This is a genomic window from Reichenbachiella sp., assembly GCF_965223055.1.
Classification (GTDB): Bacteria; Bacteroidota; Bacteroidia; order Cytophagales; family Cyclobacteriaceae; genus Reichenbachiella.
The window spans coordinates 674,398-687,880 of the sequence record NZ_CBDCVM010000011.1 but is presented as its reverse complement, the minus strand read 5'-3'; the positions used below and the strand labels follow the sequence as shown (position 1 = coordinate 687,880).

The 13,483-nt window shown below is 41.6% G+C and carries 12 protein-coding genes and 2 tRNA genes; 8 read left to right on the top strand and 6 right to left on the bottom strand.

The features are described from left to right. Positions 1 to 2 precede the first annotated feature (2 nt). The gene (locus ACOQO5_RS14275; protein ID WP_420582361.1) at positions 3 to 788 is read left to right on the top strand and encodes a hypothetical protein; all 786 of its coding nucleotides are present in this window, start codon (positions 3 to 5) and stop codon (positions 786 to 788) included. Here ACOQO5_RS14275 and ACOQO5_RS14270 read toward each other — a convergent pair. After that, positions 785 to 3,712, bottom strand: coding sequence for a DEAD/DEAH box helicase (locus tag ACOQO5_RS14270; RefSeq protein ID WP_420582360.1), 2,928 nt, complete (start codon positions 3,710 to 3,712; stop codon positions 785 to 787). The two genes, ACOQO5_RS14275 and ACOQO5_RS14270, sit on opposite strands and share 4 nt — an antisense overlap. Before the next feature lie 197 nt (positions 3,713 to 3,909). Between ACOQO5_RS14270 and ACOQO5_RS14265 the strand changes: the two genes are divergently transcribed. Both ACOQO5_RS14265 and ACOQO5_RS14260 read left to right on the top strand, forming a co-directional pair. Next, positions 3,910 to 6,318, top strand: coding sequence for a bifunctional UDP-N-acetylmuramoyl-tripeptide:D-alanyl-D-alanine ligase/alanine racemase (locus tag ACOQO5_RS14265; RefSeq protein WP_420582359.1), 2,409 nt, complete (start codon positions 3,910 to 3,912; stop codon positions 6,316 to 6,318). 82 nt (positions 6,319 to 6,400) lie between these two features. After that, entirely contained in the window at positions 6,401 to 6,913 is a 513-nt protein-coding gene (locus ACOQO5_RS14260; protein ID WP_420582358.1) for a hypothetical protein, read from the top strand. Positions 6,914 to 7,285: 372 nt separating this feature from the next. Here ACOQO5_RS14260 and ACOQO5_RS14255 read toward each other — a convergent pair whose 3' ends face one another. Further along, complete coding sequence (locus ACOQO5_RS14255; RefSeq protein WP_420582357.1) at positions 7,286 to 7,435, bottom strand: hypothetical protein; 150 nt, start codon at positions 7,433 to 7,435, stop codon at positions 7,286 to 7,288. A gap of 29 nt (positions 7,436 to 7,464) precedes the next feature. On the opposite strand from ACOQO5_RS14255, the gene ACOQO5_RS14250 reads away from it, so the two are divergent. Continuing rightward, entirely contained in the window at positions 7,465 to 7,959 is a 495-nt protein-coding gene (locus ACOQO5_RS14250; RefSeq protein WP_420582356.1) for a PaaI family thioesterase, read from the top strand. Between the two features lie 135 nt (positions 7,960 to 8,094). Here the strand turns inward: ACOQO5_RS14250 and ACOQO5_RS14245 are convergent, their stop codons facing one another. After that, entirely contained in the window at positions 8,095 to 8,442 is a 348-nt protein-coding gene (locus ACOQO5_RS14245) for a DUF6249 domain-containing protein (RefSeq protein ID WP_420582355.1), read from the bottom strand. A gap of 202 nt (positions 8,443 to 8,644) precedes the next feature. Between ACOQO5_RS14245 and ACOQO5_RS14240 the strand changes: the two genes are divergently transcribed. From ACOQO5_RS14240 to ACOQO5_RS14225, 4 genes are all read left to right on the top strand, one after another. Beyond that, entirely contained in the window at positions 8,645 to 9,220 is a 576-nt protein-coding gene (locus ACOQO5_RS14240) for an RNA polymerase sigma factor (RefSeq protein ID WP_420582354.1), read from the top strand. A gap of 33 nt (positions 9,221 to 9,253) precedes the next feature. Then, complete coding sequence (locus tag ACOQO5_RS14235; RefSeq protein ID WP_420582353.1) at positions 9,254 to 9,691, top strand: hypothetical protein; 438 nt, start codon at positions 9,254 to 9,256, stop codon at positions 9,689 to 9,691. A gap of 90 nt (positions 9,692 to 9,781) precedes the next feature. Continuing rightward, positions 9,782 to 9,857, top strand: a tRNA-Gly gene (locus tag ACOQO5_RS14230). An 88-nt stretch (positions 9,858 to 9,945) separates the two neighbouring features. After that, positions 9,946 to 10,029: transfer RNA gene (locus ACOQO5_RS14225), tRNA-Leu, on the top strand. A gap of 46 nt (positions 10,030 to 10,075) precedes the next feature. Here ACOQO5_RS14225 and corA read toward each other — a convergent pair. From corA to ACOQO5_RS14210, 3 genes are read right to left on the bottom strand one after another with little or no spacing between them, the layout of a single operon-like run. After that, a complete protein-coding gene (gene corA / locus ACOQO5_RS14220) occupies positions 10,076 to 11,200 on the bottom strand; it encodes a magnesium/cobalt transporter CorA (RefSeq protein ID WP_420582352.1) in 1,125 nt (374 codons plus the stop codon). Position 11,201: 1 nt separating this feature from the next. Beyond that, positions 11,202 to 12,089 carry a crotonase/enoyl-CoA hydratase family protein gene (locus ACOQO5_RS14215; protein ID WP_420582351.1) on the bottom strand — a complete coding sequence of 296 codons (888 nt, stop codon included), beginning with the start codon at positions 12,087 to 12,089 and terminating at the stop codon, positions 11,202 to 11,204. Continuing rightward, positions 12,067 to 13,389 (bottom strand): aminotransferase class V-fold PLP-dependent enzyme, encoded by a 1,323-nt coding sequence (locus tag ACOQO5_RS14210; protein ID WP_420582350.1) that lies wholly within the window; start codon positions 13,387 to 13,389, stop codon positions 12,067 to 12,069. The genes ACOQO5_RS14215 and ACOQO5_RS14210 overlap by 23 nt, the downstream gene beginning before the upstream one ends. Positions 13,390 to 13,483: the final 94 nt, after the last annotated feature.

Sequence of the window (13,483 nt, the reverse complement as noted above, 5' to 3'; positions counted from 1 at the left end):
CGATGAAAAAAATCCTGATCGGATTGATGCTTTTCACCTTGCACGCGACTATCTCGCAGGCTACAGGAGATAAGTATCTATCCAATGATACAAAGTTGGGACTATTCATCCGATCTGAATTTGACCACCTGGATGCAGAGGAGGTAAAATCCTACGAGGAGCGCTATGCGACAATGCTCAACAAGTTTAGAGAAAAGCAAGCTTCGTCAAAATCTGATGTCTTATTTCTAAAGCAAGTTTTTTACACTGTCCATCGAAAAATGCTCGGTGAGTATGAACAATATGTGACATTCAGTGATATTTTTAAGAAAGAAAAGAAATACGATTGCGTTACAGGTACGGCACTATATGCTTTGATCTTAGACGATTTGGGTATTGATTACCAGGTTCACGAAACAGATTACCACGTGTATTTGATGGCTTTTGCCGGAGGTAAGGAATACTTGTTTGAGTCTACTGATGCCTTGGCTGGTTTTGCCTGGGATGCGAAGGAAATAGCTGAGCGAAGAGCTTTTGTAAATCAAGAATCTTTAAGAATCAATACCGAATTGAACATGGCTGGGTTGTCCAGTAATGAAGAGACTCAGCAGGGAGTCACTTATATTGACAACGTGGTAAACCTTCGACAGCTCGCTGGTCTTCATTATTACAATCAGGCGCTAAAACAATTCAACACAAATGATCATAAGGAAGCGTATAAAATGATCATAATTGCTCAGGGGATTTACCCAAGTCAAAGAATAAAAAACGCCAGCACATTTATGTTTGCTGCTGCCTTTGAGGATTAATCCAATAGTCCGGCGATATCATCTTTGGTCAGTGTCTTCACAAAGCTCTCTTCAGTAGTGATCAAATCGTCAGCCAGCTTTTGCTTGCTTTGTTGCAACTTCAAAATTTTCTCTTCTACCGTATTTTTTGTAATGAATCTGTAGGTAAATACTTTGTTTTTCTGACCGATTCTATGCGCTCGGTCTATAGCTTGAGCTTCTATGGCTGGATTCCACCATGGATCGAGTAGGAAGACATACTCTGCTTCGGTAAGGTTTAGACCTAAACCACCTGCTTTCAGCGAAATCAAGAATACCTGAATGCTCTTATCATTTTGGAAATTCTCAACTTCTTTCTGCCTGTCTTTCGTACTGCCATCCAAATAGGAGTATTTGATATTTTGTTCCTCCAGATAATTTGATACAATTTTCAAATGTTTCACAAACTGTGAGAACACTAGAATTTTGTGATTCTTATTGATGGCATTTTCCAGCATATAGCTGATATCCTCCAGCTTTCCTGAATCCTCTTTATAGTCTTCGTCAGCCAAATAGGGGTGGTTAGCAATCTGGCGCAACTTGGTCAGTCCCTGTAATATCATGAACTGAGATTTGCCGATGCCACCCGTCTCGATTTCCTCCATGATTTTGTCACGGTAGGCTGATTTCACTTTTTCGTAAGCTTCTTCCTGCGCCTCGGACATCGTGCAGTAGCGTACGTTTTCTATCTTTTCAGGAAGATCAGTAGCCACCTGAGACTTGTGCCTTCTCAGTAAGAACGGTTTGATGATGGTATAGAGCTTCTTGGTTTTCTCTTCGTCGTTTTTCTTCTCTATGGGTTGTTGAAATTGATTTCTGAAGAACGATTTGGCGCCCAGCAGACCTGGATTTAGGAAAGTCATCTGCGACCACAAATCCATGGTAGTGTTCTCAATTGGCGTACCAGTCAAAATTAATTTGTAAGACGAGTTCAAGTCCCTTACACATTTCGAAATATTAGACTCCGGATTTTTGATTACCTGCGATTCATCCAATATGATGTAATTGAAATGAAAGTCAGCCAATAAATCAATGTCTTGCCTGATCAGCCCATAGGAGGTAATGACTATATCATAGTTGGCGAATCGTTTGGTGTCCTTGTTTCTCTTTACACCAGTGTAATTCAGAATTTTTAATGCAGGGGTAAATTTTTCAGCTTCCTTCTCCCAGTTGTAGATCAGCGAAGTAGGCATCACCAATAGACTCGTGCCATTGTCTTCTCCTTCATGCACGGATTGCAGTAGGGCTAAGGTTTGTACAGTCTTACCAAGACCCATGTCATCAGCCAAACATCCGCCCAATCGGTATTCATTCAGAAATTTCATCCAGTTGAAGCCGGCACGCTGGTAAGGTCTAAGTTCTCCTTTGAATCCAGCTGGAATATCATAATTTTCAATAGAGTCAAAATCTCTCAACCTCTCTAGTTTGTTTGTCAGTTGGAGGTGGGCCAAGTTGGACTCATCCAAGTCTTTGACTAGGGAGATGTGATGTTTCTGAAGTTGTAGAGATTCTTCCTCTCCGACATCTGCAAAGGCCATCAGTTCTGAATATTGTGTAAACCACTCTTCTGGAATAACGGCTATTTCTCCATTAGGCAATTCTATTTCATGCTTCTTTTTGAGGATATAGTTTCTGATGATGTGAAATGGAATTTCGAATTCCCCAAATTTGATAACCGCGTGAATATCAAACCAGTCAATGTTTTCTTTGATTTGAACCGTCATTTCAGACTTACCCAAGAAGTATTTCTTTTCGCCTTTGCCGTTTTGTTGGAGCGTTATACCAGAATCTTCTAGGAGTTTTTTGGTGCTCTGAATCCAGGAAAATGCTTTGGCCGTTTCCATGGTAGACCGGGCATGCTTCAAAGGAAGTCCAGTATCAGAAAGGAAGGAAACAAATTTTTTCTCTTTATCCAGATTCCTCTTTATTCTATGGAAAGTGTAATTATCGTCTTCTTTTTCTACATGCACACTCACTTCCTTCATGTGTTCAGCACTGTAGTGATGATCACCGTAGTTGAATTTCAATTCGAACAGGATCTTTGATTCCACTTCAACTGTTCCGTTACCATTGGAATCAAATAACTCCATCGAATTGCCATTCGATGCCAGTTCAGAAAAATATAGCATAGGTTTAACCTCTGAGGTCTCAGTTTTGATGTCAAAACCCTTTGCATATACGTCAAAAGAAGCCACCAGAGGAGCGACAAATTTGTGGTAATAATTGTCTTCTATTTTCTTTGGTATGGCTATAAATTTCTTCTTAAGGAATGGTTTGATTTTGTTGGCATCTACATTTTTCTGAAAACTGTAGAGCTTGTTTTCCACCACTATATAAGCAGGATCGTTGCATAGGATGTAGGCGCCTTTATACTGAAATTCCACTTTCTCGTCACCATATTTTATAGTGGGGAAGTAGTGCGTATTTTCTTCGTTTCTTCTAAAGTGAAAAAGCACTGTGGCTTTTTCATTGAGTACCTCAATTTCCTTCCAGGCGGGCTCTCCGTCATTGCCCATTTCGAATAAGCGCTTGCCATGCATTAAAGGCATAATTTTGGCTCGTCTGCGCTCTACATAGTTTTTGATTTCTTGTTGCGCATGTTCGTCACCCGATTGTTCGTCGAAACATTTCAAAAAGAAGTCATCGGGTTTGGATTTCTTCCTGTCATATTTCTTGGCCACCACGTCCGGTTGCATGGAATCCATCAGTTTTATCAACTCATAGTCGTTTTCATCAAGCCCCTTATCAAACTCTTCTGCGTTTTTCGCTGAAATGTTTTGATGGGAGAAAGTAAGCCTTCCTTCTCCATCGAGCTGAATCACAAAAGACTCGAACAGATACCCCAGGTATTGATGCTCAAATAGGGTGTAAATAATTTGAAAAGGTTGACTAGGAGATACTTTCATATTGACGAATGCAAAAGGTCAATTTAACGATAATTCTTAATGGACTAAACTTTGCAAGTTAATCGAATTGAAATAACTCAAAAGCGAAAAGGATGAAAATATTCGATACCATTTTTGTAAAATATTGTACGTAAATTAGGTCGCTTGTCGAGTCCTCGATGGTGGTTGATATAATCATTTAAATATTTTGTGTTTCTATGAAGTTTAGTGGATTAAGTCAGAGTTGTAAAGGGAAAATGCTACAGCTCCCATTGGATATTCAAATTCAGGGATTAGCATTTGATTCGCGTCAGATTTCTATTCGCTCTGGGGTTGTATTTTTTGCCATTGCCGGTCGGAATCACGATGGTCACCAGTTTATCAACGATGCGTATGATAAAGGGGTAAGACTTTTCGTGATTGAAAAAGAGGTAAAACTAAAAGCTGATGCCTCCTATTTTTTGGTGGAGGACGCCATTGCAGCCATGCAAGGGCTTGCAAAAACACATAGAGCAGAATTCAACTATCCCGTAATAGGAATCACCGGAAGTAATGGAAAAACCATTGTCAAAGAATGGCTGGCTCAGATGCTTGACGATCAATTTGATATTGTAAAAAGTCCGAAAAGTTTCAACTCACAATTGGGTGTGCCGCTTTCAGTTTGGGCCATGGGTGATCATCACAATTTGGGAATCTTTGAAGCAGGTATTTCTGAAGTAGGAGAGATGCAACGATTGGAGCAAGTGATTAAACCTACGCTAGGGATTTTCACCAATATTGGAGAGGCTCACAATGCAGGCTTCAAGGACTTAGAAGAAAAGGCAAAGGAGAAGGCCAAGTTGTTTAGCAATTGTCAAAAAGTAGTCTTTTGTGCCAAACATGAATTGGTAGGAAAGGCACTTGCTGAAACAGTCTCTAGTTCTACTCAACTCATTCCATGGAAAGTTACGGAGCAAAGAGGAAAAAAGTATGTACTGGACGTGCTGAACAGCTCTTTGACTTTTTATTTAAAATATGATGACCCAGCGTCAGTGGAGAACATTCTGCATTGTGCAGCCATGCTTGTGGTTTTGGGATACGATCAGGAGTTTATTCAGCTTCGATTGAATCGGCTGTCCTCTATCAAGATGAGGCTGGAGATGAAACAGGCGATCAATCGGTCGTATGTGATAGATGATACCTACAACAATGACTTGTATGGCCTGGAGGTTGCGCTAGATTTTCTGGCCAGACAAAATCAACGATCGAAGAAAACAGTCATCCTATCAGACTTGTATCAAACCGGTTTGTCGAGTGATGCTTTGTATCAGCGAGTGAGTGAATTGCTCCAAAAACACAATATTCAAAAGTTTGTAGGTATTGGAAAAGAGATCAATCAGTCGAGCACCAAGTTTCACATTCCGTCCAAATTCTATCAGACTACAGAAGAATTCTTAAAGGCGGGTTATTCGCCAAATGACGAAATCGTATTAGTGAAAGGTGCCAGAGATTTTGAGTTTGAGCTGATTGTAAACAGTATGGAGCAAAAAGCCCACGGTACCATATTGGAAGTGAATCTCGAGAACCTCATTCATAATCTCAATTACTACAGAAGCAAGTTAGCGCCTGAAACTAAGATAATGGTGATGGTGAAGGCCCTGGCCTATGGAGGGGGGAATTTTGAAATAGCCAACTTACTGCAGTTTCACAAAGTAGATTATTTGGGCGTAGCCTATGCAGATGAAGCGGTTGAGCTGCGAAAAAATGGCATTCACATTCCAATAATGATCATGAATGTGTCGCCGACTTCCTTTAGGCTGTTGAAAGAGTATAATCTTGAACCGGAAATTTATAGCCTGGATCAGTTGATAGATTTTCTGGATTATTATGAAAACATGCAGGATCTGCCTGCCATTCATATCAAGTTGGAAACAGGTATGAACCGACTGGGTTTTACCGAGAGCAATTTGCAGCGGCTCATTGAGCAGCTCAAACTCAACAAGCAGCTGAAAGTAAAAAGTATTTTTAGTCACTTGGCCGGCAGCGAAGACCCACGACATGAAGATTATACCAAGCAGCAAGGAGAACGGTTCGAACGAATGAGCCAATCCATTATGGAAAATTTGTGGTACACACCGATGAGACATCTGGTCAACACCGGAGGAATTGCGAACTACTCAGATTTGCATTTTGATATGGTAAGATTGGGGATTGGATTACATGGTTTTGATCCTACACAGACCGAACAGGGTCAATTGAAAATTGTCAGTTCACTCAAGTGCAATGTTTCACAAGTGAAAAAAATTGCAGCCGGGGAGTCCATAGGCTATGGAAGAAGTGGCTTTGCCAAGACCGATACAACGATCGCCATCATCCCTATTGGCTATGCAGATGGCTATTTGCGTGCTTTTGGCAATAGCGTTGGGAGAATGATGATCAACGACCAACTTGTACCCACCATCGGTAATGTCTGCATGGATATGACCATGGTCGACGTCACAGGTTTGGAAGTGAAATCCGGCGATGAAGTAGTCGTTTTTGGCGAAAAACCCAGTATTAGCGAGTTGGCGGAATGGATCAAGACCATTCCGTACGAGATTTTGACGAATGTGAGTCAGCGTGTAAAGAGGGTCTTCTTAAGTGAATAATGCATTTTGGGCTGCGTGAAAATACGGATTGAAGGCAGTTCGGCGTGATTCTACCTTGCAGTAGACTTTAAATCTACATGCGATGAAATATCTACATACCTTATTAAGAGTTACCCTTGCTGGACTAATTGGAGCCGCTTTATTACTCATCAGTTTTGCAAGCTTTGGAAATACAGACCCAACAGGAGAGCTTACGCTTAACCGAAAAAATGATCCGTTGATGGTGTTTACCCAATGGCATTTTGTGGACTTTCAACTGGCGGAGGAAAATTTAGAATCTCTGGAGTTTACGGCTCATGTACTACCCATTTTTGAAGTGACAAGAAGGGTGTACCTCAACTTGGACGAATATCATGATCAGGTGATTGTGATGCGTGCGCATGAAGGTAAGCACATGGGAGCAAACCAATACATGGCTAAAGCGGAGATCAGAATAAATGAGTCCATCATATCTGGATACTTCATCTATGGCGAATCAGAAGATCACAGGTATGCTATCGAAGGACGATTTGAAACTGAAGACAATCTGGTGGTGCCGGACCTGGCAGGGGAGGATATCAACTACGTTCTTCGCGCAAAGCTCAAGCACAAATAAGGCATTCTTTCTCCCTGCTGATTGAGGTGTTTTTTACTGCATTCTTGGAAAAATGGAGTTGTATTTTTCTGTGATTCTGAATTGCAATTTTTACACTAATTTAAAGTTAAACTCAATTAGGTGAATTTTAAGTTATTGTTATTCAGTGATTTATAAATTGTCCACTAGGAAAAAGCGCAAAAATACTTTAGGAGAATGTACTAATTGACTTAGCTAGGGTTGACATATATCTTGCAGCATATAATTGTTTGTAATTCACCACAAATTTATTTTATGTCAACAGCAGTAGAAAAAGTAAGAGTCCAAATACTCAGGGCATATTTCCTGGTATGGGCGGCTGGTCTGGCAGCATTTTTATATGCTACCATCTGATCAACCACAACCTAAGAATCTTTTAAAATCGACGTCTGGTATTCCTTCCTGAGGAGTGTCAGGCGTCGTTTTGGTTTTGGGGTCAGGTGACTTTTCTTCTGATTTACCTTTTTTAGACTTTGGCTTCGGTTTTTTGTTTGTTCTTTCCATCTTCGTTGTTCAACCCAAATAGAAATTTAATGAATTCATCAGATAAAAAATATTTTCAAAATCACATGCCAGAGAATGTCTGCTTTGGCTGTGGTATTAACAATGACCAGGGGTTACATATCAAAAGTTACTGGGAAGGCGATGAGTCGGTTTGTCACTGGCAGTCAGAAGAGCACTATCATGGCTGGTCGGACTTGATGAATGGCGGGATCATGGCTACTTTGATTGATTGTCATTGTATGGGTACGGCCATGGCTCATGCTTATAAGGAAGAAGGGCGGGAATTGGACACCATGCCTGAGTACAGATATGCTACGGGTACGTTGAATGTGAAATATCTGAAGCCGACTTCAAACAAACATCCGGTAGAGTTAAGAGCAAAAGTGATAGAAGTAAAAGGGCGAAAAACGGTGATGCAATGTGACTTTTTCTGTCAGGGCGAGAAGACCGCCGAAGCGGAGGTCATTGGCATTCGTGTTTTTGACAGCAGTGAGGCGGGAGCAGCGAATGTGTTTAAATCATAAGAAATAGAAGTCTCAAAAATTAAATACGTCATCACGAGTGTAACGAAGTGATCTTAGTCTTCGAATATGGATCGAATGATAAGATTGCTTCACTTCGTTCGCAATGACGCACCATTTGAGACGACATAAAATCGCCTATTCCTCCTGCTTGGCGGCTTCTTTTCTTTCAATAAAATACGAAGCAAAAAGACCTATTCCTCCAAATATCATAAGGCAAGAGAACACGGCGGCTTCATCATCTATGATTCTGGATTCTGCTACAAGATTTCCTACCAGGATGCCGATGCCAGCTCCTATAAGCAAAAGTCCGTAGCGTAATGCTGGGTATGAGCTACCTTTAGAAGTGCGATTGAAAATATTGGCGTCGCCTCCTTTTTCTATGAGTGCTAATCGCTCATCATTCTGAAATTTTCTGATAATGATAGCAACAACGGCTATAGAGATGAAGAAAACAATTGGGATTAAAAATTCTGGTCCTTGCATAATTTTAAATTTTTGATTTGCCCATTGGACACCTGCTAGTTGCTGCTGGTTACAAAAAAATAAAAATTAATTCTTTGTAACTTGAATGAAACTCATGGCGTCACATCGGTGATTATTGGAATGAGTATTAATAATATAAAGTCTAATATCAGTATATAGTAATTTGACAGGTAAATCTTGATGCATTAAACCTCACTAGTGAGTGAAAGAGAATTTTTCAGATATTCAATTGATAGAGAAGATTAAAACTGGAGATATGTCCAGTTTTGAAATGCTAGTGAATAGGCATAAGAATTTTGCATTCACCATAGCTGATCGAATTCTTCAAAATGAAGAGGATGCTGAAGAGGTGGCTCATGATGCTTTTGTTAAGCTGTTGACCTCCATCGATAAATTCAAAGGTGAATCGAAGTTTACTACCTGGTTTTATCGTATTGTGATGAACATGGCGATCAGCCGGACAAGGAAAAAAAGAATCAGAACGGAAGACATTGACAGTCGACCAAGTGGGATTACCGAGTATTCCAGTTTCGAAGAGTTCGGAGGATTAAATGCTAAGGATAGGACTTATTATTTGAATAGGGCCGTCGGCCAATTGAAAGACGAAGAACGTTTGCTGATCACCTTGTACTATTTTGATGAACTGGAAATGGATGAGATTGTAGAAGTGACCAAAATAGATAAGGGAAATCTGAAGGTGAAAATATTCCGAGCAAGAAAGAAGTTGGCGGAGATATTGAAAAGAATGCTTCCCACAGAATTAGAGAGTATTCTGTAATCAAGTATTGTAGAAACACTAAATTTGAAAGTCATGGAGGGTAATGAAAAAGATATAGAGCATTTTGACTCACTGGAAAACAATAGTGTGCCAGACGAACTGAGTGACATTCAGGATCTCGACGAGTGGATGAAGTCGCTTCCACTGAAGGAAGTCGGCACCAATTTTACCTCGACGGTAATTGCCTCAGCCCTCTTGGCCAAAAAGCGGAATGCCAATTTCAGGCTATTGATTTGGCTGATGGTGTTTTTTGCCATGCTTATCGCTGCATCCTATTTCTTTATTGGTACGAGTGGAGCCGAATTGGAAATCACTTACCTGGATCAAGTGAAAACTCGTTCACTAGAGATGCTTGATATTATAGCTGATCCAAGGCTCCGACAGCTGTTTTTGGTGGTAGAAGGAATCATCTGTTTAGTGATCATAGAGAAGCTGATCAGTAGCTTCAGAATCCTCCGACACGCGGCCTAAAAAATATTATTAAAATTTTTGACGAAAGAGTTGATAAATTAAAGTGGCTATCTATCTTTGCATTCCATTAGCCAATCGGGCTGATAAAAAGCGAAAGTAGCTCAGCTGGTAGAGCGCCACCTTGCCAAGGTGGAGGTCGCGAGTTCGAACCTCGTCTTTCGCTCCAATTGAGTGTGAGAGTGTATGTGAGTGAGAAGGTGCATAAGCATCGCGCATACACTTTTTTTGTTTTCGAACCACTCTTATCGTCTACTGCCGGAATGGTGGAATTGGTAGACACGCAAGACTTAAAATCTTGTGACTTTCGAGTCGTGTGGGTTCAAGTCCCACTTCTGGCACATAAAAGCTTCCTCCCGATAGCTATCGGAATTGGAAGCTTTTTTGTTATATCCACTTTTTGACCTTGAAATAAAAGAGCATCGCCACAAAAATGACCCCCATCACTCCCCAGGTATAGAAGTATCCATAAGGGTGGTGCAGTTCGGGCATATTGTCGAAGTTCATTCCGTATATACCGGCAATGAAAGTCAGCGGGATGAAAATCGTGGCTACGGTGGTCAAAACCTTCATGGTTTCGTTCATCTTCTGGCTTTGGGAGGCAAAGCAGATGTTAGTCAGACCTTCTAATGTGCGAAGCGTGGCTTCTATTTCTTCCATGGCCGCGGCGGCCGAGTTGCCCAGGTCTCTGTAGTATTTGAGATTGTTGGCATCAATAAACTTGCTGTCACCATTCATAAGGTTAGTTAATGCTTCTTTGAATGGACTGAGTGCTTTTTTGATGACTTGGGCATTTTGTTTGTGTTTTTCCAGTACGATTAGCGTGGCTTTGTCCGGATCCTCTATCACTACTTTTTCAATGAGTGAAATAGCTTCGTTGGTTTGATCGATAGTTTCAAAATAGTTGTCAAGAATGGCATCCAATAGTTGAGCCAGGAGGTAATCGCTGGACCGTTTTCTGATAAAGCCCAACCCTTCTTTCAGTTTGTTTCTGATGCCGTCGAAGTGATCGCCTACTTCTTCTTGAAAAGAAATCGCATAGTGATCGCCCAACACGAAAGAAAGTTGCTCGACTTCGATTTCTTCGTTGTTTTTGGCAATAGATTTTACACTGAAAAACAAGTGATCATCATATTCCTCTACTTTAGGGCGTTGGGTTGTATCCAGTATTTGCCGAATGGTAAGCCGATCCAGATGGATGGCTTTGCCTACGGTTTGGAGCAATTCCACATCGTGTACACCATGAAAGTTGAGCCAGGAGATATTATGTCCTTGAGGTTTTTGGAGGAAATTGAAATCATCCAGATCATTTTCGATCGTATAATTCTTTGCGTCGAATTGAAAGAGTTGGCTTTGTACCGACTCCATTTTTTTCTGGCCAATAAAAGTGAGCTCAGCCTTGGCTTTGGCTTCAGATTTTTTGTCTGAATATAGGTTTTGTCCGAGGGCTCCTAAAGTTTTGATGCCTTTGAGCAATAGCTTATCGGGTCTGGTGATGTCTATGCCTTTCATTTTATTTTCCTTTAAAATTTGCTTCCCTCCTTTCCAAAAAGGATAGCAATCCTTCCTTGGCATCTTCGGTTTGCATCAGGTGATGAAGGGCTGGCATGAGACCTGCTTCTGCTTTTTCGTGGCCTTCGAGAATGGCTGTTTTAGCACTATCTAAAGTAGATTGTACAGCCAACGGTGCCTGTGCGGCTATGCGTTCAGCCAATTGTTTGGCTTGGGCTACCGGTTCATCGCTTAACTCTTGTACCAGGCCTATTCGTAAAGCTTCCCCGGCATCAAACATATCTCCGGTCAACAAATATTTCATGGCATTGCCCCAGCCACATCGTTGTTGAAATCGGATGGTGGCTCCGCCAAAGGCAAGGATGCCTCGTTTGACTTCTATCTGACCAAATTTACTGTCGTGGCCTGCGACACAGATATCATTGGCTAAAATCATTTCTATGCCAATCGTTAAGCAGGTGCCTTGCACAGCAATGACCACTGGTTTAGTTCTTTTCTTATCAAAAATCTGAAGCGGGTCAATTTTTCCATCCTCAAAAAGTTTAGCTCCTTGCTGAATGTGTTTGGACACATCAGCTAGATCGAGACCAGCCGTAAAATGATCTCCATTGGCATACAGCAGCCCACAACGTATGTTGGGATCGTTTTCCAATTCAGTGTAGGCCTCAGACAGCTGCTGGAGCATGGCGTAGGTAAACGCGTTCATCTTCTCGGATCTATCGAGCACGATGTGGAGGACGTGGTTTTTTATCGTGGTGGTAACTAAGGTATTGCTCATGGTATTTTTTCTTAATAGAATCGAAGCTAACAATAAAGAGGCTTTCATAGGATTGAAAGCCTCTATTATTTCCAGGTCTACTTCGAACTTACACAGACTGGCTGATTTCACGTAACGCGTTGAGTGCAAACGTTACCTCTTCTTCAGTGTTTATCACACAAGGGGTGAGTCTGGGGATACTGTCAGCATAAGGAGAGGCACTGGCGATGACACCTTTGTGATGAAACGCTTTCACTACTTCTTCGGCATTCATACCTTTCACACGAAATCCATTGATTCCAGAAGACAATTTGGCATCCATCGGGGTAGTAGAAGTCACATTGCTCATCTCTGCGATGCCTTCCTTAACAATTCTGGCCAAATCTCTTGTACGGCTTTCTATTTTTTCCTTGCCGATCGCCATATGAAATTTGAAGGCCTCATGGAGCGACCATCGGTGCTCGAAAGTATGAAAGCCGCCGGGTGTCTGCAATTGATTGAAGGCGATGGGGCCTTTCGGGGTGCTGCCTATCCACATGTAGTACGGATCGTCAGAAAAGGCCGGAATGGTAGGAAGCATCATATCCCAGGCGTCTTTTTTAGCCCATATAATCCCGGTTCCTCTGGGGCCGAAAAGCCATTTGTGTGTGCCTGCACAAAAGAAATCACATCCCATAGCTTTGATGTCAATATTTTCCACGCCAAACCCGTGTACGCCGTCTACACAGAGATAAATGCGATCAGACTCAGCTCTGTTGCTGTTGGCCTGTTTTACCACTTCTGCGATTTCTTTGATCGGATGTTTGAGTCCGTCACAAGAATGCACCCAGGTAATTGCTACTATTCGCGTTTTGTCTGAAATGGCAGCGCCGATTTTGCTCGTTATTTCATCGACTGTGGCGTTGGCAGGGTCGTCGTATTCGGCTATTCTCCGCACGGATGCCCCATTTTTAGCGGCAGCATAGTCAATCGCCTTATCAGTCACATAATGGTCGTGAGTCGTGCTCAAAATTTCATCACCTTCTTTCAATTTCAACCCTGAATATAGCAAAGCTAGTCCCATGGTGGTACTGTCTGTAAGTGCGATTTCTTCTTTATCCGCGCCTAAATATTGGGCGGCAGCTTCACATTGTATATCATCTACCGTCAGAAAGTTTTCTTCCCAATATTCTACGGGGCTCTCGTCAAATTTTTGGCGATGCATCTCGATAGCTTTACGAACTGGAAGCGGATGTGAGGCAAAAAGCATTTGCGCCATCTGTACGTTTTTGTGAGAGAGGATAAATTGATCACGTACCGACTCCCAGCTGCCATCCAAGGCAGGCACGGTGGGGTTGCTTTTAGATTCGGCTTCACAGCTAGACAAGGCAGGTACGGTGAGTGTGGCACCAAAGGCAAGGCTCGATTGAGATAAGAAGTTTCTGCGATTCATAGTTTTCAGTTTTGTTATGAAGCATAAGTTACTGAATTTCAGTATAACAGGATGGAATAGATTGTTTTAGAAGTCGTTACTCAAGGTTATTATT